Below are 24,165 nucleotides of genomic sequence, written 5' to 3'. Positions count from 1 at the left end.
TAAGGAGGCAATTAATATGAAAGCAGTACACGCTGAGTTAAAAACAAAAATGGACAAAACAATAGAAGCACTTAAGTTTGAATTTACAACTATAAGAGCTGGAAAAGCAAACCCTCAAATGTTAGATAAAATAAGAGTTGACTACTATGGAACTCCAACACCAATAAATCAAATAGGAGCTATATCTGTTCCAGAACCAAGAACTTTAATGATAAGCCCTTGGGATAAGTCTGCTATGAGTGAAATAGAAAAAGCTATAAGAAACTCTGACTTAGGACTTAACCCAACTAGTGATGGTGAAGTTATAAGAATAAATGTACCAGCATTAACAGAAGAAAGAAGAAGAGAATTAGCTAAGAAAGCTCATAAAGTAGCTGAAGAATTCAAAGTTAGACTTAGAAACGAAAGAAGAGATGCTAACGATAAATTCAAGAAAATGGAAAAAGAAGGCGAAATAACAGCTGACGAATTAAAGAAAGCTCAAGAAGACGTTCAAAAAACTACTGATAAATATGTTAAAGATATAGATACATTATTAGCTGCTAAAGAAGCAGATATAATGGCTGTTTAATAAAGTGAATAAATATTACGAACTTTTAGGCCTTCATTTAGATGATGTAAAAAAGTTTTTTGAAAGAGAAAATATTAATTATACTATAAAAACTATTCAAGGAAATAAAGATAAGGATAAACTTATTATTCCTAAGGTTATAAAAATAACTGAATTAGAAGATGGTGTAGAATTAATAGTCACATACTTTTCTGACTCCTTAAAATAAGGAGTCAGAATAATATTGGAGTTATATATGAATAGTGAATTAATTTATGATATCGACTTAGAAAATGTACCTACTCATATAGCTATAATTATGGATGGTAATGGACGATGGGCTAAAAAAAGATTTCTTCCAAGGACAGCTGGACATAAAGCAGGAGTAGAGACTATAAGAGAAGTTGTAAAAGAATGTTCAAAACTTGGAATAAAGTATTTAACATTATATGCCTTCTCAACAGAAAACTGGAAAAGACCTAAATTAGAAGTAGACACTCTTATGAACTTGTTAGTTTCTTACCTAAAAAGTGAAATAAAAGAACTACATAAAAATAATGTTAAAATTGCAACTGTAGGTGATATAAGTAAATTACCTGAAGTATGTATTAGAGAACTAGATAATGCTAAAGAGTTAACAAAAGATAATACTGGAGTAACTTTAAATTTAGCATTAAACTATGGAAGTAGAAATGATATAACAAATGCAGTTTTAGATATAGTAAAAGATTGTAAATCTGATAAAATAAATATAGATAGTATAAATGAAGATACTATAAAAAACTATTTAAGTACAAAGTCTACTCCGGACCCAGATTTACTTATCAGAACTAGTGGAGAGCAAAGATTAAGTAATTTCTTATTATGGGAATTAGCTTATTCTGAATTTTACTTCACTGACATACACTGGCCTGACTTTAATAGGCACGAATTACAAAAGGCAATATATGTTTATCAAAGTAGGGATAGAAGGTTTGGAGGACTTAAGTAAGGAGATTAATTAATATGCTTACAAGAATCATTGCTGCATTAGCTTTAGTCCCACTACTTGGAATATTAATATATGGAGGGATTCCTTTATATATTACTGAGATAGTATTAATTTCTATTGCATTACATGAGTTTTATAAGGCCTTTAATCAAAAAAATATAAAGCCAATATACTGGTTAGGATATGTTTTTGCTGTATATATAGGTATAAAGAATTACCTTAAGCTACCAGTATCATATACCCTTACTTTAGGTTTTATACTATTTTTAATTGGAATTATTTACATGTTAAGCTTGAGACATGACATAATAGATATAGCAATTACAACTTTAGGAATAATGTATGTAGGCATATTTATGGATTTTATAGTTTTAACTAATAATAATTTTGAATTAGGGAAAATTTATGTATGGCTTATATTTATAATATCTTTTGCAACTGATACATTTGCATACTTCAGTGGTTATTTATTTGGAAAACACAAATTAATACCTAAAATAAGTCCTAAAAAGACTATTGAAGGTTCAATTGGTGGAATCGTAGGAAGTATAGTTTGCTGCGTAGTATTTGGATATATATTCAAATTAGATTTAATTCATATGGCCATAATAGGAAGTATAGGAAGTATAGTTGCACAATTAGGAGATTTATTTGCATCTGCTATAAAAAGATATGTAGGAATAAAAGATTATGGAAAATTAATACCAGGTCATGGTGGTATATTAGATAGATTTGATAGTGTTATATTGGTTGCACCATTTGTATATAATGCGATAAATCTTTTTGTTAAGTAGCTTCAGTGTAAACTGAAGCTTTAATTATTTTTAACTTTAATATGAAATTTTAGTGAATAATGTAAATAATATATTTAACAATGGTATAATACAAAGAGGACATAAATATAACATAGTATTAAAATCTTGTTAGAAAGGAATAATTTAAGATGAAGAAAATATCGATATTAGGGTCGACGGGTTCTATAGGAACACAGACTTTAGATGTAGTTAGAAAAAATCCAGATAAATTTCAAGTAATTGCAATATCAGCAAACAGTAGTGTAGATTTATTATTAGAACAAATAATAGAATTTAAGCCTAAATTTGTAGCTGTTTATAATGAGGATAGTGCAAATAAATTAAAGACAATGATACCTAAAGAAATTGATATAGAAGTTTTAAGTGGTATGGAAGGTTTAGAAAGAATTTCATCATTAGATGAAATAGATGTATTATTGACGGCTATTGTTGGTATGATAGGACTTGTTCCAACTTTATGCGCAATAAGAAATGGTAAAGATATAGCCCTTGCAAATAAGGAGACATTAGTTACAGCAGGAAAATTAGTTATGAGTGAAGCTAAAAAGCATAATGTAAAAATATTACCTGTAGATAGTGAACACAGTGCTATTTTCCAAAGTTTAAATGGAGAAAAATATAAAAATATAGATAAGATTATTTTAACTGCTTCAGGTGGACCATTTATAGGAAAAATTAAGGATGAACTTTTAAATGTAACTAAAAATGAAGCATTAAAGCATCCAAACTGGAGCATGGGTAGAAAGATAAGTATAGATTCTTCTACTTTAATGAATAAAGGATTAGAAGTGATAGAAGCTAAATGGCTATTTGATGTAGATTATAAGGATATAGATGTTGTTGTACATCCTCAAAGTATAATTCACTCAATGGTACAATTCAATGATAGCTCAATTATAGCTCAAATGGGTTGTCCAGATATGAGGCTTCCAATTCAATATGCCCTTACATATCCAGATAGAATGTTAAATGATTTTGAAAGACTAGATTTTACAAAGTTCTCAACATTTACTTTTGAAAAGCCAGATTTAGAAACTTTCCCATGTCTAAAGCTAGCATATGATTGCTTGAAAATGGGAGGTACATATTGTGCAGTACTTAATGCTGCAAATGAAGTTTTAGTAAATGAATTCTTAGAGGATAAAATTGGGTTTTATGACATACCATATTACATAGAGGAAACTCTAAAGGCACATAAGTCGATCGAAGACCCTACATTAGATGAAATCTTAGAGATAGATAAATGGGCTAGAGAATTCGTAAAAAATTGTATAAAGTAGGATGGTGAATTTATGACAATAATAGTTGCCATATTATTATTTGGTTTAATTGTATTTATACATGAATTAGGTCATTTTCTTTTTGCTAAAATCAATGGAGTAAAAGTACATGAATTTGCAATAGGTATGGGACCTAAATTATTTAGTATTAAAAAAGATACAGAGTATTCAATTAGACTTCTTCCATTAGGTGGATTTGTAAGTATGGAAGGTGAAGATGAAGAATCAAAAAGTCCAAGATCATTTGGAGAAAAAAGCATACTTCAAAGGGCTAGTATAATATTTGCTGGACCATTTTTTAATATAGTGTTTACTATAATATTATTTATACCTATATTTATGTTTATAGGAGCTCAAACAACAACATTAGGAAATGTTATTGAAAATGGGCCTGCATATGATGCAGGAGTAAAAAGTGGAGATGTTATAGAAGCTATAGATGGTAAAAAGGTAGATACATGGCAAGATATAATATTAAGCTTAAATAATTCTGATGGTAGTGAAGTTAAGCTATCTATAGATAGGAATGGAGAAGATAAAGAAATAACTGTAACTCCAGAAAAAAATGATGAGGGTAGATATGTAATTGGAATAGAAACAAAAGTAGAGAGAAGTATTTTTTCATCTATAAAAAATGCATTTGTTACAACTTGGGATATGACAAAGCAAATGGTTATATTCTTAGGTCAATTAGTTACAGGAACTGTTCCTGGAGGTGTTAGTAATTCAGTTACAGGACCTTTAGGAGTTATTAATATAGTTTCAGAAGCTGCTAAAGTGGGTATTATAAATGTAATGTATATAGGTGCAGTAATAAGCTTAAACTTAGGTATAATTAACCTAGTACCACTTCCTGCATTAGATGGTGGTAGATTATTAATGTTACTTATAGAAGCTATAAGAGGTGGAAGAAAAATAGATCCTAATAAGGAAGCTATGATAAACATAGTAGGCTTAGGTGCTTTAATGTTATTTATGGTATTTATAACTTATAAGGATATACTAAGGCTATTTTAGTCATCATATAGGTAGAAGGTGAAAACATGTACAAAAGAAGGTTAAGTAGAGAAGTTAGCGTAGGTAATGTGAAAATAGGTGGTAACAATCCTATAAGTGTTCAATCTATGACTACTACTGATACAAGAGATGCTAATGCAACTATAGAACAAATAAAAAGATTAGAATCTGTAGGTTGTGATATAGTTAGAGTTGCAGTTCCAGATATGGAAGCTGCTAAGAACATTGGAAAAATAAAATCAGGAGTGAATATTCCTGTAATTGCAGATATACATTTTGATCATAGACTTGCAATAGAAGCTATAGAACAAGGTGTTGATGGAGTTAGAATAAATCCAGGGAATATTGGAAGTATAGACAAGGTTAAAGCTGTAGTTGAAAAATGTAAAGAAAGAAACTTAAAAATAAGAATCGGTGTCAATGGTGGATCTTTAGAAAAAGAACTTTTAGAAAAATATGGTTCAGCAACTGCTGAGGCACTTGTAGAGAGTGCATTAGGCCATGTAAAGATATTAGAAGATTTAGATTTCCATAATATAGTTATATCTCTTAAATCATCAGATATATATAAAACATTAGATGCTTATGAGCTTATATCTGAGAAAGTAGATTATCCACTACATATAGGTATAACTGAATCTGGTAGTATTAAAAAAGGAACTATAAAGTCTTCTATAGGTGTAGGAGCTCTTCTTTTAAAAGGGATAGGAGATACTATGAGAATATCTCTTACAGGTGATCCGACAGAAGAAGTTATAGTTGCTAAAGAGATACTAAGAAGTTTAGATTTATTAAATGATAAAATAAAAGTAGTATCTTGCCCTACTTGTGGAAGATGTAATATTGATTTAATAAGTACGGTTAATGAAGTTGAAGAAAAAATAAATAATATGGATAAAAACATAACTGTTGCTATAATGGGATGTGCAGTTAATGGTCCAGGAGAAGCTAGAGAAGCTGATATAGGTATTGCTGGTGGAAAAGGTGAGGGTCTTTTATTTAAAAAAGGTGAAATAGTTAGAAAGATAAAAGGTGATAGATTAGTAGAAGAATTATTAGAGGAAATTGAAAAGTATTAAATTTTAAACAGTATTAAATTGGTTTAGGATATATAAATTAATTTAATACTGTTTTTTTACTGTATTTAATGACTTAAATTTAACAAAGTTGATAATGGCAACTAACTATAAAGTATATTAGATATTATTAAATTGTTTTGAAAAAATACAATAATACCAATGAATAAATACAAAATTATACGAAAAATAAGGCGGGAAAAGGATTGCTTTATGAAATGTATAACTTTTTACAATAAATTACTTTAAAATACAAAAAGTGATAAAAATAATAAAAAATGGTTGCAAATGTTTTCTTTTGTAGTTATAATAAGCATAGAAGTTAGTTTTTTAACAAACGCACTTATGAATTATTTAATTTTATTACAAAATGGGAGGAATTATTATGATTACATTTTTATCTTGTCTAGCTATATTAATAGTTGGATACTTTACTTACGGTACATTTGTAGCAAAAACTGTTGGATTCGATGATACAAAAGAAACTCCAGCATTAAGACTACAAGATGGTGTTGACTATATGCCAATGCCTTGGTACAAAGTTTTTTTAATACAATTTTTAAATATAGCAGGTACAGGTCCAATATTTGGGGCAATAATGGGGGCTTTATTTGGTCCAGTTGCATTCTTATGGATAACATTTGGGACTTTATTTGCAGGAGGAGTTCATGACTTCTTATCTGGTGTTATATCAATGAAACATGATGGAACTTCTGTTTCAGAAGTTGTTGGTATATACTTAGGGGATACAATGAAGAATATAATGAGAGTATTCTCAGTTGTACTTCTTATATTAGTTGGTACAGTATTTGTTACATCTCCAGCTGGATTATTATCTAATATAACAGGAATGAACAATACTATATGGGTTGCACTTATAATAGTATACTACATAGTGGCGACAGTTTTACCCGTTGATAAAGTAATAGGTAAGATATATCCAATATTTGGAGCAGCATTATTATTAATGGCAGTTGGATTATGTGGTGCAATGTTTATAGGACATTTCAATGGAAGTATGGAAATGGCTGAAATGACATTACAAAACTTACATCCAAATGGAGATAGTGTATTCCCATTCTTATTTACTACTATAGCATGTGGTGCATTATCAGGATTCCATGCTACTCAATCACCTATGATGGCTAGATGTGTAAATAGAGAAAGTGAAAATAAGAGAATATTCTATGGAGCAATGGTTGTAGAAGGTATAGTTGCATTAATATGGTGTGCTGTAACAATAGCATTCTTTGGAGATTCTTTAAGCATACAAGCTGCTTTAACTGAGTTTGGTGGACAATCAGGTGTTGTTAATGTAGTTTCAAAAGAATTATTAGGACCAGTTGGTGCAATACTTGCAGTACTTGGTGTTGTTGCTTGTCCAATAACAAGTGGAGATACAGCATTTAGAAGTGCTAGACTTACAATAGCAGATGCTTTTAAAATAAAGCAAGAAGGTATAAAAAATAGATTTATATTAGCTATACCACTATTTGTAGTATGTATAGCATTAACTCAAATAGATTTCAACATAATATGGAGATATTTTGCTTGGTCTAACCAAACTCTAGCAACAATATTCCTATGGACAGGTGCAGTATTCTTACTTATAAATAAGAAGAATCCTTGGATAGCAGCATTACCAGCAATATTCATGAGTTATGTTGTAATATCTTATATACTACAAGCTAAAGAAGGTTTCAGATTAAATGGAACAATATCAGATGTAGTAGGTATAATAGGTGCCATATTATTAGCAGTATGGTTTATGCTAAAAGTTAAAAAAGTAAGATCAGAGCAAGCTAAAGAAGCTGCTTAATATATGAAAATATCCTATAAGGTAAAGTCCTTATAGGATATTTTTATATATATCAATATAAATGTTAAGTTGATTTATATAGTAAACTTAGTCTATAATTAATTCGCATAGATTATAGTAGCTATAAAAAGGAGTTAAATATATAATGAGTAATAAAACACAAAAGAGGGATTCACAAAGAAAGCTAAAAGGATGGGTTAAATTAACTTTAGGGGTTATTGGAATAGTATTAATTATTATTTTGTTTAATAAAATAGACTATCTTATAAAAAGTGGAATTAGTTTATTTAATGATGATAGAACGGTTGTTGTAATAGATATTGGTCATGGTGGTAAAGACCAAGGAACTCAAAGTTCAAATGGAAAAATATTAGAAAAAGATATAGTTCTAAGTATTGGAAATAAAGTACTTAAGAAATTAGAAAAAGATAAAGATATAAAGATTTTAGCTACAAGAACAACTGATGAATTTATATCTTTAAAAGATAGAAATAAATTTGAAGTAGATAATAATGCACAGTTATTCATATCAATACATGCAAATGCAGCTCCAAAGTCATCAAATGTAGATGGTATAGAGACTTTTTATTGGGATAAGGAAAATGAAGACTCATATAATTTAGCAAAAGTAGTACATGATAAATTGATTCAATATACTAATGCAAATGATAGAAGCATAAAGCCTGGTAATTACCAAGTCATAAGAGATGCTAGCTGTCCATCTATACTTATAGAAACAGGATTTTTAACTAACTACTTAGAATCAATTAACTTATCTAATGATAAGTATCAAGATAAAATAGCTAATGCAATAGTTGAGGGGATAAAGGAATATTTACAACTTAATAGCTCTGAAGATAAACAAGGTTAAGATTATATTTTCTTAACCTTATTACAATTTTTAGGATTTTTATTTAGAAATAATGAATATAGATATAAGTGTAAAGATAATCTAAATAAAAGTAGGGGGCGAGTATATGTGTAAATTAAAAAATAAATTACAATCAAGCAAGTCAATGCTATTAAATGCTCAAAAAGAAGGATATGCGGTACCAGCATTTAATATACATAACCTGGAAACTATTGAAACTGTATTAGATGCAGCGAGAGATTTAAAATCGCCAGTTATATTAGCTGCTACACCTTCAACAGTAAAATATGCTGGAGAAGAGTACCTATTAGCTATCATAGAAAAAGCAAAAGAAATAAATGACATACCACTTACATTTCATTTAGATCACCATGAAAATGTAGAAGATATAAAAAGAATAATTTCACTTGGGTGTAAATCAGTTATGATAGATGCATCGAAGTATCCATTTGAAGAAAATGTATCTATAGTAAAAGATGTTGTTGATTTTGCACATGAATATGGTGCAACTGTTGAAGCTGAACTTGGTAAATTAGGAGGGAAAGAAGATGATTTAGTTGTTGATGAGAGAGATTCCTTTTTTACAGACCCTAATGAAGCAGTAGAATTTGTAAAATTAACTAACGTAGATTCATTAGCAGTTGCTATAGGAACAGCCCATGGCCTATATAAGAGAGAGCCTAAACTAGATTTTGAAAGGTTGGATAAAATAAGAAATTTAGTTCATATTCCTCTAGTACTTCATGGAGCATCAGGCGTTCCAACTCAAGCCGTAAAAATGGCTACTAGTCTTGGAATATGTAAAGTTAATATAGCTACAGAGCTTAAAATTCCTTTTTCTAATGCTATAAAAGAGTATTTTAAAGAGCATCCAGATGCAACAGATCCAAGACAATATCTAGTACCAGCTAAAAAAGCAATGTATGATGTAGTTGTAAATAAAATAAAAATGTGTAATAGCCAAAGTAAAGCATTAAGTTATAATGATAGTATATATTAAAATTTATAAATTTATGAATTAAGTAAGTGTTTATTGGCAAAATAAATAAAGGTAAAGATATAGTAACTGTGTATAAATAAAAATCCTCTATATGATTATCAATATAATATTGATAATTTATATAGAGGATTTTTAGTTACAAATTTGTAACTAAAATATTTAAAAATACCGTTATTGACAAATAGAGGAATTTAAAATATGCTATTTAATATTAAATTTTAATCAATAATAATAACATTTTTAACTAATAATATATCTAAAAATAAAAATATCTATTAAAAAGTAAAAAACTAATTATAAAATTAAAATTGACAAAATAAAAAGATAAAGGGGACTGAGTATGAATAAAAAACTAATTATATCAAAAAGTTTAGTATTTATATTTGTAGTAGCCTTTGTAGTTGGATTTAAAAGTATATTTGGAGATGAAAATACACTAATAGGAATAACTACAATAACTGCTACACTAATGTTTTTAAGTAAAGATTTAACCATATCACCTATAAGGAATTCTATTAGATTAATTTTACTTAATTTATTTATAGGTATATGTGCAATGATTGCATTATCAAATATATGGTTAGGTATTGTGATTAATTTTATAGCTTTATTTACAGTGAGTTATACACTTTGCTATAATCTAGAAACACCAATGTATTTTCCATTTACTCTACAATATTTATTTTTATTATCAGCTCCAGTAAACATAGACCAAATACCCAAAAGATTATTAGCTCTTATATTTGGAGCATTATTTATAATGTTAGCTCAAATAATAGCTAATAAAAATAAGATGTCTAAAAGTGGAAATAAAATATTAATAAGTGTTTGTAATGCAATAACATCAAAGATTGAAAGTATGAAAGGCAAATCTAAAGAAAATACAGATATAGATATAGAGTCTAATATAAATGTATTTAGAAAGATGGTTTATGATAAAAGAGAAGTTGAATTTTATCTAACAGAAGAAGGTAGAATAAAACTTAATTTATCTGTGGCGTTAGAAAGTATATATACAATGCTTAAAGTAATTGATAAATCAGATGATGTATTGTATATAATTAATAACTTAGAACAACTAATCTTAGACACAAAAGATGTTTTAGAAGGCAAAGATATTAAAACTGATTTAGAAAAAGATATATATGAATTCTTAAGTGAATGTGAAAAAAGAAATATAAGTGACTTACTTACACTACAACTTTTAGATAGTACTATACTTTTAAAAGATACATTACAAGAATTAAAGAACTTAAAAAAGGAAAACTATAACTTAGTTAAATCAATAGGAGACATTAAAAATAACGGAAAAATTAAATACATGTCTAAAAATCATAAATCTCTTAAATTCTGTTATGCAATGCGTGTAGCAATAACAATTACATTTGGAGCATTTATAACAGATTTATTTAATTTATCAGAAGGTCGATGGATAATGTTTACAATGTTATCTATTATTAATCCAATATATGAGATATCTAAAGGCAAAATAAAAGATAGAATATTATCTACAATAATAGGAAGTATAATTGTATTTATATTATTTAATATATTTAAAGATACTACATCAAGAAGTTTAATATTAATGTTAACTGGCTATATAAGTGGATACTTGAAAGAATATAAGCATAGTACAATATGTGTAACTGTATCTGCAATTGGTTCTGCAGCAATTTTAGGAGATATAGGATCATTAACACTAAATAGATTAATATTTGTTGCATTAGGTGCATTAATTGCGATAATAGCTAATAAAGTGATATTTCCATATAAACTAAAGGATTCAAATGATGAGTTACAAGCAATATATAAAGGTGCGGTATCAGATATGCTTAGAGAAATTAAAAATGTTGCAGAAGGTATTAAGCAACCTCATGGTATAAAGAACTTACTTATAATTACATCTTTAGTAGAAGAAAAGTTAAAAGTTAATAATCAAATACTAGGTATTAATTCTTATGATAAATTAATAAAAGAAGAAAGATTTTTAGTTACAAATATATATGAGCTATATATTTGGATTATAAGAGAAAAAGTTAATCCAAAATATGTAAAGTATATTTTAGATGAAATAAATCAATTAATTGAGTATAAAAATGAACCAATCGAAAATACAATAGAAGAAATAAAAGCAAATATAAGAGAAATAAAAGATTTAAGAACTAAAATAACATTAAGCAGTATAGTTATTATTTTAAAAGAATTAAGAAAAATATCAGATATAAAAATAGCAATTTAAAAATAAAAAGCTTAAGGTATTCATGCCTTAAGCTTTTTATATTAAAAGTGTAAGTGTTCCAAGTGTTATAATTATCAGTCCTATAAAAGATTTTTTTGTCAGCTTTTCTTTTAAGAATATATAAGAAAAAGCTACAGTAATTAAAATACTTAATTTATCTATTGGAACAACTATACTTGCTTCTCCATCTTGTAATGCTTTATAGTAGCACAGCCAAGACATACCAGTTGTTATACCTGATAAGCAAATAAATATCCAACTTTTTTTATCTATATTTTTTATTTCCCACTGCTTTTTAGTTATAAACACAACAATCCATGCCATTATTAAAACTACAATAGTTCTAATAGCAGTTCCTAGATTAGACTCAATTCCAATAATACCTATTTTACCTAGTATTGATGTTAAACTAGCAAAAACAGCTGAAAGAATAGCATAAAACATCCATTTATTATTAGTTTTAGTATTATCATCAATATCTATTTCCTTTTTAGTAATCATCATATAAGTACCAATAGCAATACATATCATACCAATAATTTTAGTAAAAGAAAGAGATTCACCAAGAATTATAAATGCTAAAATCATAGTTAACACTGTACTTGACTTATCAATAGGTGTAACCTTATTAACATTTCCCAGTTGAAGGGCTTTAAAATAACATAACCAAGAGCCTCCTGTTGCAAGACCAGATAATATTAAGAATAATAGAGTTTTATAGCTAATATTAGGTATTGTATCAAAAGATCCTACGACAAATACCATTAACCATGAAAAAATTAAAATAATAATAGTTCTAATTGCAGTTGCTAAATTTGAATCAGTATTATTTATTCCTATCTTTGCAAGAATAGCAGTAATACCAGCAAATAAAGCTGAACCAAATGCGAATATTAACCACATTTATGTATAGTCCTCCCATAAGTATATTAATGAATATTAAAATCAATTGAAATTAATTAGTATATTTAACTTATTTAGTTTAGTATATTTTTAATAATATATCAATCAATTTTATAAAACTTTGTGAATAAGTTATATTAAAAATATATTTATATAAATAAAGAAGATATAGTATTGTCATACTATATATAGTATGTTTTTATTTAAAAAATATATTAATACACAAGATAAAGTGTACAAGTTAATATAAAAATAGCTAAAATATATTAAGAATGGGAGTTACAAAGTTATGAAGAAAATCATAAAAAGAGATGGTACAACTGAACCATTCAATAAAGTAAAAGTAATGAATGCTATTTATAAGTCAACTATAAATAGCAAAGAAGGAGAAGATAAAGAATTACCCAAAATAGTTGCTGATAAAATAGAAGAAATAGTAAATTCAAGGGAAGAAGAAATAAGCGTAGAAGATATACAAGATAATGTAGAGCTTTTATTAATGGAATCTAATAGAAAAGATGTTGCAAAAAAGTATATATTATATAGAGATAAAAGAGCTGATATAAGAAAATCAAAATGGCATATGGATGAATTACAAAAATCAATTTGGACTAACAAATATCAATATAATAATGAATCTTTTGATGAGTGGATAGATAGAGTTTCAGGAAATAACAGAAAGATAGCTAAGTTAATAAGAGAAAGAAAATTTCTATTTGCAGGAAGAATTCTAGCAAATAGAGGTTTACCTAAGGATGGAATTAAAGTAACTTACTCAAATTGTTATGTTTTAAGTCCACCAGAGGATAACTTAGAATCAATATTTGATACAGCTAAAAAGCTAGCAAGAACATTTAGTTATGGTGGTGGAGTTGGATTTGATATATCTAAATTAAGACCAAGTGGAGCATTAGTTCACAATTCTGCAAAAACAACTACAGGAGCAGTTAGCTTTATGGATTTATACTCAATGACAACTGGATTAATTGGTCAAAGAGGAAGAAGAGGAGCTTTAATGATATCTATGGATATAAATCATCCAGATATAGAATCTTTTATAGATGTAAAAACAGATTTAGAAAAAGTAACTAAAGCTAATATATCTGTTAGAATAAATGATAAGTTTATGGAAGCTGTAGAGAAGAAGGAAAAATATAAATGTAAGTTTGTAGTAGAAGAAACTAAAGAAGTAATAGAAAAAGAAGTGGATGCGTATAAGTTATTTATGAAGCTTATAACTAATAATTGGGACTTTGCAGAACCTGGAATACTTTTTTGGGACAACATTGAAAGATATCATTTATTAAGTGAAGATGAAAAGTTTAAATATGCTGGAGTTAATCCTTGTGCAGAAGAGCCACTACAACCAGGAGGAAGTTGCTTATTAGGTTCTATAAATTTATCTGAATTTGTAGTAGAACCATTTACAGAAAATGCAATTTTTGATAAAGAAAAATTTAAAGATACTGTATCTGATTGTATAATTGGACTTAATGAAGTATTGGATGAAGGACTAAACTTACATCCATTAGATGAACAAAAAGAAAGTGTTAGAGAATATAGACAAATTGGTTTAGGCGTTATGGGTATAGCTGATATGCTTATAAAACTAAATATAAGATATGGCTCAGAAGAATCTATTAAATTATGTGAAGAATTAGCTAAAATAATGTTAAATAGTGCTATTAAGCAATCTGCATTATTAGCAAAAGAATTAGGAAGCTATGAAAAATATAATAAAGAAGCTATATTTAAATCTGATTTCTTTATTAATAATATAGATGATGATGTTAAAGAGTTAATAAAAAAATATGGATTAAGAAATTCACAAATATTGACAATACCACCAACGGGTTCTATATCTACAATGTTAGGAATAAGTGGAGGAATAGAGCCGATGTTTAATACTTCATATATAAGAAAAACTGAAAGCTTACATGATGAAGATGTATTTTATAAGGTATATACACCTATTGTTAAAGAATATATGGATATAAACGATATTTTAGACGATAATGATTTACCTAATATTTTTGAAACTGCTATGACATTAAAACCTGATGAAAGAATAAAGATGCAGGCAGCATGGCAAAAGTATATTGATGCATCAATATCATCTACAATTAACCTGCCTTATGAAGCTACTGTTGAAGATGTGTATAATATATATATGTTAGCATGGAAAAATAAACTTAAAGGTATTACTATTTATAGAGATGGTTGCAAAAGAAGTGGAATTTTATTAAATGATAAGGCTGATAAAAAGGCAAAAAAAGAAGATAAGCATGATGAAGGAATAGTTACATTAGAAGATGGTGTTGAAGAATTTATTTGTCCGGAATGTGGAAATAAAACAGTTATTCCTACAGGAGGATGTGCGATTTGTTTACAGTGTGGGTATAGTAAGTGTAATTAAGTAGTATAAATAAAAGATAGTTAGGATATATATATTATATTATATATATCCTAACTATCTTAATTATTAAATATTATCTTTTATTGATGGTAAAAATATATTTTTATAATGTATTCAGAATAGTTCCACTTCTTTCCCAGGAAATATTATCTCCTCTACTATCATCTAATATAAATCCTGCATTGTTGATTTTTTCTTTTATTAGTCTTTTAGATTCTGCTGCCTCATCTCCTGTACCAACCTTATTATCATAAAGAGAGTATTTTTCACGAAGTTTTTTTGGAGATAAATTAGGCATTATAACGTTTGCACCAGCCTTTAAACCCAATTCTCTACCTACATTGCTTATTGTACCAAGTGCTGTTGTAGCTGGTAATAAAACTTTTGGTAATAATAACCTTGTTATTGCGAGCATTAATAGCGTCTTATCTAAACTACCAGCTTTTTCATTTTTAAATGGGGTGTCATGATGAGGAATAAATGGACCTATACCAACCATATGAGGATCTAATTCTTTTAGATATATTAAATCTTTTGCTAAATTTTTAGTTGTTTGGAATGGGGATTCTACCATGAATCCAGCACCAACTTGAAATCCAATTTCTTTTAAAGTTGAAAGGCATTTTTTTCTATCATATAAGTTTAAATTTTCTGGATGTAATTTAGAATAGTGTTTTTCACAGGCTGTCTCATGTCTAAGTAAATATCTATCAGCTCCTGCATCAAATAATTTTTTGTAAGAATCATAACTTCTTTCTCCCAAAGATAAAGTTATGGCACAATCATTATAATTTTCCTTTATCAGTCTTATAATATTAATCAATCTATCATCTGTAAAAAAAGGATCTTCTCCACCTTGAAGTACGAAGGTTTTGAATCCAAGTTTATATCCAATTTTACAGCATTCTAGTATATCATCTAAAGAAAGTCTATATCTATCTATATTCTTATTAGAACAACGTATACCGCAGTAATAACAGTCATTTTTACAGTAATTAGTAAATTCTATAAGTCCTCTTAAAAAAACTTTGTTTCCATAATAGTGATCTCTTACTTCACTTGCTTTTTTAAATAAATATTCTTTGTCTTCTGAGCTAATATTATCAATTAAATAAATTAATTCATCTTCTGATAAGTTATGAGTCTCACACAATTTATGTATTAATGCCATAATGTACAATTTACTTTACTCCTTTCAGATTAGGATTTGTTTTCTTTAAAATAAATTGTAGTACTTAATTTCTTAAATTGCTATATAATTATATTAGTATAAATAAAAGTTTATAGATTAAATTTATTATTTTGTAAAATATAGTAATTTCTTATAAAATTAAGTAGAAACCGTTATACTACATAAATAAATGAATGTAAATCTTATACTGTGTTAAAAAAGTTTTAATATATAGAATTTTAATAATAAAAAATAAAAAAACTATTTATTGACATAAAGTGAAGTATGAATTACTATTAGTAATAAGAAAATACAGAAAATTCAAAAACGCATTGAAGGGAAGAGTAATTATAAAATTAAGTCAAAGCGAGCTGGTTATGGTGAGAGTCCAGTACAAGATTTATAACGAAGAACATCCCAGAGCTACTAACCGAAATCTTTAATTAAGAGAGTAGACTTAGTCGGAGCCAAACCGTTATCATATTGGTAGTGTATGAATTGTACGCTAATAGAGTTGAACTTTTATTAAAGTTAAATTGGGTGGTACCGCGGAAGACAGCCTTTCGTCCCTTTTATATAGGGATGAAGGGCTTTTTTTAATATCAAGAATTAATAACAAAAAGGAGTGTTGTAGTATGTGTTTAATAGTACCCAAAAAATATGAAACTAGCTTAGGAGTAATAGAAACTCAGCAAGCAATAAAAGATTTAAAGGACTTTTTTGAAAATAGATTAGGGGAAATGTTAAAATTAACAAGGGTTTCATCACCGTTATTTGTTTTACCAGAAACAGGAGTAAATGATAACCTAAACGGAATAGAAAAACCAGTAAGCTTTACAGTGCCTCATTTAAATAAAAATGCGGAAATAGTACATTCACTAGCTAAGTGGAAAAGAATGGCTCTTAAAAAGTATGGTTTTTCAGTAGGAAAAGGTCTATATACTGATATGAATGCTATAAGAAAAGATGAAGAATTAGATAATCTACACTCTTTATATGTAGATCAATGGGATTGGGAACTTATAATAAATAAGGAAGATAGAAGTATAGAAACACTAAAGAAGGTTGTAAAAGATATATATCAAGTATTTAAAGAAACTGAAGAGCATGTACATGCTATATATCCAGAAGTAAGATGTGATTTACCAGAGGAGATAACTTTTATAACATCACAAGAATTATTGGATATGTATCCAAATTTAACACCTAAAGAAAGAGAAGATGCAATAGTTAGAGAAAAGAAAGCAGTATTTTTAATGCAAATAGGTAAAGTTTTAAGTAACGGTCAAAAACATGATGGAAGAAGTCCAGACTATGATGACTGGGAATTAAACGGAGATATATTATTCTATAACCCAGTATTAGATAATGCTATAGAACTTTCTTCTATGGGGATAAGAGTAGATGAAGAAAGATTAGAAAGACAATTAGAAGTATCTGGATGTGAGGATAGAAAAGAATTAGAATTCCATAAAGCCTTATTAAACGGAGAGTTACCTTATACTATAGGTGGAGGAATTGGTCAGTCTAGAATATGTATGTATTTTTTAAACAAGGCACACATAGGTGAGGTTCAAGTTGGAATTTGGCCAGAGAAAATGATTAAAGAGTGCAAAGAAGCAGGAGTATATTTATTATAAATTTATATAATAGGTAGTTTTTAAAACTAGTTTAGTTAATAAAATAAATTCCAAGTCATATAGATTAAAATAATCTTAAAATGGCTTGGAATTTATTTTGTTTAACTAAAATAAATTTCCTATAATAAAAAGTAATTTTATATACTAATTAACAAGATAGGACTTAAATTCATAAAATATCTATATAACTACTAATGCAGGGAGGGATATAGATGAAGCCAGAATATGGAGATGTAATATGTGTAAATCATGGTATTTATAATCATTTTGGTATATATGTAGATGAAAATCATGTCATCCATTATGCTGGTAAAGATGAAGATTTTTTTTTGAGAAAAATGCACATAGATGAAACTTCTATGGATAAATTTTTGGGAAATTCAAATAGATATTATGTATACAAATTTTCAGAAGATAGTTCTAAATCAGTGAAAAGAATAAGAGCTAATGGTTTAAATAGAGGTTATAAAGAAAGTGCATATGCAATGTATATGTTATTAAAATTAAAAAATAAGATAAAATATAAAATTTATTCTCCTGATGAAACAGTAAAAAGAGCTAGAAGTAGAATTGGAGAGCGTAGGTTTAATTTAGGATTTAATAATTGTGAATATTTTGCAGTTTGGTGTAAAACTGGAGTTAGTCAATCATATCAAGTTAATTTAGTGTTAGATGCAATATTTATTAAGAGTAAAATAGATATATATTAATAGAATATATTTAAAATATCTAGTTTATAATGAGTACTTTATAAAAGTTAAAGCAAAATAATGGTATAATGTAAAGTAGAGCATATAAGAAGTATTATTAATATAAGGGGGAGTATATTTGAATGCACAGGAATTACAGAAAATAAAATATAAAAAAATGGTAGAAGAACCCGTTGAAAAATTAGTTATAAAAATGGCAATTCCTACGATAATAAGTATGTTAATTACATCATTTTATAATATTGCAGATACTTTTTTTGTAAGCCTTATAAATAGTAGTGCAACAGCAGCTGTAGGAGTTATATTTTCATTAATGTCAATGTTTCAAGCAATAGGATTTTGTTTTGGTCATGGTTCGGGAAATTATATTTCAAGAAAATTAGGTGCTAAGGAAAATGAAGCTGCGATAAAAATGGCATCGACAGGATTTTTCTCAGCATTTTTTATTGGCGTTATAATAACTATAATAGGCATAATGTTTTTAGACCCTCTTGCTAAAGTATTAGGAGCAACAGACTCTATATTACCTTATGCAAAAAATTATATGGGCATAATTTTAATTGGTGCTCCATTTATGATTTCTTCATTTGTATTAAATAATCAGCTTAGATTACAAGGAAATGCATCTTATGCTATGATTGGTATAGCAACAGGTGCAGTTTTGAATGTTATATTAGACCCTATTCTTATATTTAAGCTTAATATGGGAATTAAAGGTGCGGCTTTAGCTACTGTAATCAGTCAAATTATTAGCTTTAGTTTACTAATTAAGCTTTGTGATTATGGAGGAACTATACCAATAAGATTTAAAAATTTTGAGCCAAACTTAAATAAATATAAAGAAATATTACATGGAGGAGTACCATCATTATGTAGACAAGGAATAACAAGTTTTGCTACTATATTTCTTAATATTGGAGCAGGATTATATGGTGATGGAGCAGTAGCTGCAATGTCTGTAGTTATGCGTATTACAACATTTGCAAGCTCTGCTTTAATTGGATTTGGTCAAGGGTTTCAGCCTGTTTGTGGATTTAACTATGGAGCTAAAAATTATAAACGTGTAGAAAATGCTTTTTGGTTTTGTGTAAAAGTATCTACAATAGTTTTAAGCATATTAGGTGTACTTGGTATTATATTTGCACCAAGTATAGTATCATTATTTACTAAAGATGATTCTAGTTTAATCGAAATAGGTGTTACAGCACTTCGTATGCATTGTATTGCATTTCCATTCTTAGGATGGATAATACTATGTAATATGTTACTTCAAAATATAGGAAAGTATGTAAAGGCAAGTATATTAGCCATGGCAAGACAAGGATTATGCTTTATACCTATGATAATAATACTACCTAGGATATTTGGAGTTACAGGTATTCAGATTAGCCAGTTAATAGCTGACTTATTAACATTTATAATAGCTCTACCTATGGGTATGAGTACATTAAAAGAATTTAAATTAATGAGCAAAAAAGATGATAAAAATTTGATATAATGTAAATAGACTACTTATAGAAAATATAAGTTAATTTATAAAACTATAAACTAACTTATAATAAAAAAATTAGAGCGGGTTAAAATTATATAACACAGGTGCTTATATAATAAATATAAATTATGAACGTAGAAGCTGTCTTAAAATAAAAGACAGCTTCTAACTTGTTTTATAAAGTTATAAATAGAATAAAAGAAAACAGGTGAGATTATGGACTTTAAAATAGTAAATGACATACTAATTGATAACACGGATAAAACTAGATTAAGTAGAGGTACGGAATACTATAAAGATGGATATGTAGAAGAAGTAAAATATACAAATGAAGATAAAGTTTTGACTATTGAAGGTAGAGTAGCTTCAGAATTTCAAAATAGAGTTTATAATAGCTCAATAGTAATCGATTCAAAGAACAAAAGAGTCGCATCAGGTAGTTGTAATTGCCAAGATTGTATGAGTAGAAGTACATCTACTAATTTAGCTATATGCAAGCACATAGTAGCAATGACTATGTATGTAGTAAACTTATTAAAATCAGATGTAATAAGCAGTTTAAAGCAGACAACTTTTACAGTAAAAAATAAAAGCAAGGTTCATAGAAATAAAAATTTTATAAATAAAGAATTGTTAAATTACTTTAAAAGCAATTCTAAAGAGGAAGTTAATTTAGATATTAAACTAGAAATGGTAGGACCAAATACTATTTGTGCAGACTTTAAAATAGGTATTGATAAAATGTATGTACTTAAAAACTTAAGAGAGTTTGCTTTTGCAAGAGCTAATTCTAACAGTCTAGTGTATGGAGTTGATTTTGTTTATAATCCTATAGATAATTATTTTTCAGAAGAAGATGAAAAAGTAGTTAATATGATAGAAGAATATGGCCTAGGCCTTTCATATATTGCACCACAAAGAGAGCTTAGATATATGACCTTAGGAGGACCAAAGGTTAGAAGGTTAATGGAAGCTTTAGAACATAGAGAATTTGATTTTAAATTTAGAAATATGTATTATACTCCAAGAATAATAAGAGGAGAACTACCTATAAATATAGATCTAGAAATGGATGATGATAATATATTACTTAAAAATGAAGGACCACTTCCTATTCCTATATCTCAAAAAGGTGATGTAGTTTTTTATAAAGGTGATATATACTTACTTAATTCTGAAAATGGCATATATTACAATAAATTATATAGTGTACTAGATGAGTTTAAGGAAATATCATTTACTAAAAGTGAAGTTAATGAGGTACTAAGTAATGTTGTTCCAAAACTTAAAAAAATATGCAGTAATGTAAAAGTCGATGAGAAGATAGAAAAAAATACTTCCGGAGAGTTAGAAGTTAAATTTTACTTTGACTTAGAAGATAGCAAAATAACTTGTGATCTTAAGTTTGAATACGAAGGCGAATATGAAGGTAAATTTGTAATAAGAGATACTATAAAAGAACAAGAAGCTATATATAGACTTTATAGTAATTACTTTGAAGATTATAAAAATAAATATGTATTTAAAGGCAATGATGCACAATTATATGATTTTTTAAGTACGGAAATAAATAGATTGAAAAATATAGGTGAAGTATACTACTCTGAAAAATTAAAAGAACGAAAAATATATAATTCAGCTAACATTAAAGTAGGACTTGGAGAAGAAGTAAATCATTATTTAGAATTTAATTTTGAAATTGAAGGTGTAGATGAAAGCGAATATAAAAAAATAATAGACGCATTTAAAATTAATAAAAGATTTTACAAATTAGGAAATGGAAATTTTGTAAACTTAGAAGAAGCCGAAACTAAAGAAATGTTTAAGCTTATGGAAAGTTTAGGATTTACTGATAACTATAAAAATATGAAAATGCATACAAGTAAATCTTTATTTATAAATGATTTACTTACTGAAAAAAAGCTTCCTCATATAGATGGGATAGAAAAAACTAAAGAATTAGTAGATAAGTTTAAAAATCTTAAAAATGTATCTGTAGAAATACCAAAAAACTTAAATGCAAACCTTAGAGATTATCAAGTTGATGCTTTAAGTTGGTTTGAAACTTTAGATTACTGTGGATTTGGTGGTATTTTAGCAGATGAAATGGGACTAGGAAAAACTATACAAACAATAGCATTTTTGTTATGTAAAGAAAATAAAAAGAGTTTAGTAGTAACTCCTACTTCACTTATACATAACTGGAAAAGCGAATTTGAAAAGTTTGCGCCAAGTATAACGGTAGGTATAGCTCATGGTATTAAAAAAGAACGAGAAAAAGTGGTAGATAATATTAATGATTATGATGTAATACTAACTACTTATGGTTCCCTTAGAAATGATTTAGATAAATATGAAAATATAAACTTTGACTATTGCATTATAGATGAAGCTCAAAATATAAAAAATCCAACAGCTATGAGTACGGATGCAGTAAAATCTATAAAAGCTAATAATAGATTTGCCCTTACAGGAACTCCAATAGAAAATAATTTAATGGAGTTATGGTCTATCTTTGATTTTATAATGCCTGGATATTTATATAATTTAACTAAATTTAATGCAGTTTTTATAAGAGATGAAGGTCATATAGAAAATCTAAAAAGAATGATAAGACCATTTATACTAAGAAGAACTAAAAAACAAGTTATAAAAGAACTTCCAGATAAAATAGAAAGACAATTTTTAGTTGAAATGGGTAAAGAACAAAGAAAAGTATATGGAGTATATGTAGAAGATATACAAAAAAAACTTAAAGAAAAGAAGAATATAAAAGATAAAATAACCGTATTTTCTTATTTAACAAAATTAAGACAACTTTGTTTAGACCCAAGTGTAATAATACAAGATTATAAAGGTAAAAGTGCCAAAACTGATGCATGTTTTGAAATTATAAAAGAATATACAGAAGAAAATAATAAGATATTAGTATTCTCACAATTTACAAGTGTACTTAAAAATATAGGAAAGAAATTATCTCAAAATAATATAAGCTATAGTTATTTAGATGGACAAACTAAGGCGATAGATAGAATAAAACTTGTAAATGAATTTAATGAAGGAAATGATAAAAAGGTATTTTTAATTTCTCTAAAAGCAGGAGGAACTGGTCTTAATTTAACTTCTGCAAATACAGTTATTCATTTTGATCCTTGGTGGAATCCATCAGTTGAAAATCAAGCAAGTGATAGAGCTCATAGATTTGGTCAAAAAGACGTTGTTGAAGTTATAAAGCTTATAGCCAAAGGAACTATAGAAGAAAAAATAGTTGAACTTCAAGAAAAGAAAAAGGAATTAATTGATGATATGATAGATGGAAATTTATCTGATGGAAGTGTATTAAAGAGTTTATCAGATGAGGATATACTCGATTTATTAAAGTAAAGAGGTAAATTTATGACAGATATTTTTATAGTAGAAGATGATAATGCTCTAAGTAGAGAAATCAGTTTAACCTTAAGTAAATGGGGATATAGTGTATGTGAAGTTAGAAATTTTGAAAATATAACTGATGAAGTTTTAGAAAAAAATCCAAAGCTTGTATTAATGGATATAAACTTACCTTGTTATGATGGATTTTATTGGTGCTTACAAATAAGAAACTTTTTAAAAGTTCCAATAATATTTATATCATCAAGAGATAACGATATGGATATTATAATGTCAATAAATATGGGAGGAGATGACTATATAACAAAGCCATTTTCACCCCAGATTTTAGTTGCAAAAATACAAGCAATACTTAGAAGAACATATTCTTATAACAGTGATATAAAAAATGAAATAATAAAATTTAAGGATGTAATATTAAATATTGTTGAAGGTAAAATTTATTATAAAAATAAAAATACAGATTTAACTAAAAATGAGTTGAAAATTATGAAGATACTTATGGAAAATCAGGAAAAAATAGTTAGTAGGGAAGAAATAATAGAAAATCTTTGGTATAGTGAAGAATTTATAAGTGAAAACACTTTAACAGTTAATATAAATAGACTTAGAAAAAAATTAGAAAGTATAGGCTTAGAAGAATTTATACTTACTAAAAAAGGACATGGATATATTATAAAATGAGATTTATAAATTATTTGAAAAATACAAAGGTAATTTTTATATTAATAATCTTAATAATGATAATAGTAAATTTAATTATAATTTTAGATCCTAATTTATCT

Annotated in this window: 19 protein-coding genes and 1 other annotated feature; of the genes, 17 read left to right on the top strand and 2 right to left on the bottom strand. The window is 27.2% G+C overall.

Translation table 11 applies throughout. The features are described from left to right. Window positions 1-16 precede the first annotated feature (16 nt). From frr to I2A66_RS07925, 11 genes are all read left to right on the top strand, one after another. The gene (frr, locus tag I2A66_RS07975; protein ID WP_122638821.1) at window positions 17-571 is read left to right on the top strand and encodes a ribosome recycling factor; all 555 of its coding nucleotides are present in this window, start codon (window positions 17-19) and stop codon (window positions 569-571) included. 4 nt (window positions 572-575) lie between these two features. Next, window positions 576-779: a hypothetical protein gene (locus I2A66_RS07970; RefSeq protein WP_147515931.1), complete on the top strand. Its 204-nt coding sequence runs from the start codon at window positions 576-578 to the stop codon at window positions 777-779. 27 nt (window positions 780-806) lie between these two features. Continuing rightward, complete coding sequence (locus I2A66_RS07965; protein WP_147515932.1) at window positions 807-1,541, top strand: isoprenyl transferase; 735 nt, start codon at window positions 807-809, stop codon at window positions 1,539-1,541. 14 nt (window positions 1,542-1,555) lie between these two features. Beyond that, window positions 1,556-2,335, top strand: a complete 780-nt coding sequence (locus I2A66_RS07960) for a phosphatidate cytidylyltransferase (RefSeq protein ID WP_122638824.1) — start codon at window positions 1,556-1,558, stop codon at window positions 2,333-2,335. A gap of 149 nt (window positions 2,336-2,484) precedes the next feature. Beyond that, entirely contained in the window at window positions 2,485-3,636 is a 1,152-nt protein-coding gene (locus I2A66_RS07955; protein ID WP_195251391.1) for a 1-deoxy-D-xylulose-5-phosphate reductoisomerase, read from the top strand. Between the two features lie 12 nt (window positions 3,637-3,648). Continuing rightward, the gene (gene rseP, locus I2A66_RS07950; RefSeq protein ID WP_147515934.1) at window positions 3,649-4,653 is read left to right on the top strand and encodes an RIP metalloprotease RseP; all 1,005 of its coding nucleotides are present in this window, start codon (window positions 3,649-3,651) and stop codon (window positions 4,651-4,653) included. A 26-nt stretch (window positions 4,654-4,679) separates the two neighbouring features. Next, the gene (ispG, locus tag I2A66_RS07945; protein ID WP_147515935.1) at window positions 4,680-5,732 is read left to right on the top strand and encodes a flavodoxin-dependent (E)-4-hydroxy-3-methylbut-2-enyl-diphosphate synthase; all 1,053 of its coding nucleotides are present in this window, start codon (window positions 4,680-4,682) and stop codon (window positions 5,730-5,732) included. 382 nt (window positions 5,733-6,114) lie between these two features. Next, entirely contained in the window at window positions 6,115-7,548 is a 1,434-nt protein-coding gene (locus I2A66_RS07940) for a carbon starvation CstA family protein (RefSeq protein ID WP_122638828.1), read from the top strand. A 145-nt stretch (window positions 7,549-7,693) separates the two neighbouring features. Then, window positions 7,694-8,419, top strand: coding sequence for an N-acetylmuramoyl-L-alanine amidase family protein (locus tag I2A66_RS07935; protein ID WP_147515936.1), 726 nt, complete (start codon window positions 7,694-7,696; stop codon window positions 8,417-8,419). A 106-nt stretch (window positions 8,420-8,525) separates the two neighbouring features. Further along, window positions 8,526-9,419 carry a tagatose-bisphosphate aldolase subunit GatY gene (locus I2A66_RS07930; RefSeq protein ID WP_122638830.1) on the top strand — a complete coding sequence of 298 codons (894 nt, stop codon included), beginning with the start codon at window positions 8,526-8,528 and terminating at the stop codon, window positions 9,417-9,419. Window positions 9,420-9,759: 340 nt separating this feature from the next. After that, window positions 9,760-11,658 (top strand): FUSC family protein, encoded by a 1,899-nt coding sequence (locus I2A66_RS07925; RefSeq protein ID WP_195251389.1) that lies wholly within the window; start codon window positions 9,760-9,762, stop codon window positions 11,656-11,658. A gap of 36 nt (window positions 11,659-11,694) precedes the next feature. On the opposite strand, the gene I2A66_RS07920 is transcribed toward I2A66_RS07925, so the two are convergent. Beyond that, window positions 11,695-12,561 carry an EamA family transporter gene (locus tag I2A66_RS07920; RefSeq protein ID WP_147515938.1) on the bottom strand — a complete coding sequence of 289 codons (867 nt, stop codon included), beginning with the start codon at window positions 12,559-12,561 and terminating at the stop codon, window positions 11,695-11,697. Window positions 12,562-12,850: 289 nt separating this feature from the next. Between I2A66_RS07920 and I2A66_RS07915 the strand changes: the two genes are divergently transcribed. Beyond that, complete coding sequence (locus I2A66_RS07915) at window positions 12,851-14,977, top strand: adenosylcobalamin-dependent ribonucleoside-diphosphate reductase (RefSeq protein WP_147515939.1); 2,127 nt, start codon at window positions 12,851-12,853, stop codon at window positions 14,975-14,977. Between the two features lie 103 nt (window positions 14,978-15,080). Here the strand turns inward: I2A66_RS07915 and hydE are convergent, their stop codons facing one another. Then, a complete protein-coding gene (hydE, locus tag I2A66_RS07910) occupies window positions 15,081-16,148 on the bottom strand; it encodes a [FeFe] hydrogenase H-cluster radical SAM maturase HydE (protein WP_147515971.1) in 1,068 nt (355 codons plus the stop codon). A 323-nt stretch (window positions 16,149-16,471) separates the two neighbouring features. After that, window positions 16,472-16,722: a binding site (T-box leader), on the top strand. A gap of 61 nt (window positions 16,723-16,783) precedes the next feature. On the opposite strand from hydE, the gene asnA reads away from it, so the two are divergent. From asnA to I2A66_RS07885, 5 genes are all read left to right on the top strand, one after another. Continuing rightward, entirely contained in the window at window positions 16,784-17,788 is a 1,005-nt protein-coding gene (asnA, locus tag I2A66_RS07905) for an aspartate--ammonia ligase (RefSeq protein ID WP_147515940.1), read from the top strand. Between the two features lie 212 nt (window positions 17,789-18,000). Continuing rightward, window positions 18,001-18,498, top strand: a complete 498-nt coding sequence (locus I2A66_RS07900; protein WP_122638835.1) for a lecithin retinol acyltransferase family protein — start codon at window positions 18,001-18,003, stop codon at window positions 18,496-18,498. A gap of 118 nt (window positions 18,499-18,616) precedes the next feature. Beyond that, entirely contained in the window at window positions 18,617-19,996 is a 1,380-nt protein-coding gene (locus tag I2A66_RS07895) for an MATE family efflux transporter (protein ID WP_330615460.1), read from the top strand. Between the two features lie 210 nt (window positions 19,997-20,206). Further along, window positions 20,207-23,374: a DEAD/DEAH box helicase gene (locus tag I2A66_RS07890; protein WP_195251388.1), complete on the top strand. Its 3,168-nt coding sequence runs from the start codon at window positions 20,207-20,209 to the stop codon at window positions 23,372-23,374. A 12-nt stretch (window positions 23,375-23,386) separates the two neighbouring features. Next, a complete protein-coding gene (locus I2A66_RS07885) occupies window positions 23,387-24,064 on the top strand; it encodes a response regulator transcription factor (RefSeq protein ID WP_147515942.1) in 678 nt (225 codons plus the stop codon). The last annotated feature ends 101 nt before the right edge of the window (window positions 24,065-24,165 follow it).

This window comes from Romboutsia sp. 1001713B170207_170306_H8 (genome assembly GCF_015550495.1).
In the GTDB taxonomy this organism is placed as follows: Bacteria; Bacillota; Clostridia; order Peptostreptococcales; family Peptostreptococcaceae; genus Romboutsia_E.
The sequence above is the reverse complement of the archived record's forward strand: the minus strand, read 5'-3'. Positions and strand labels throughout refer to the sequence as shown.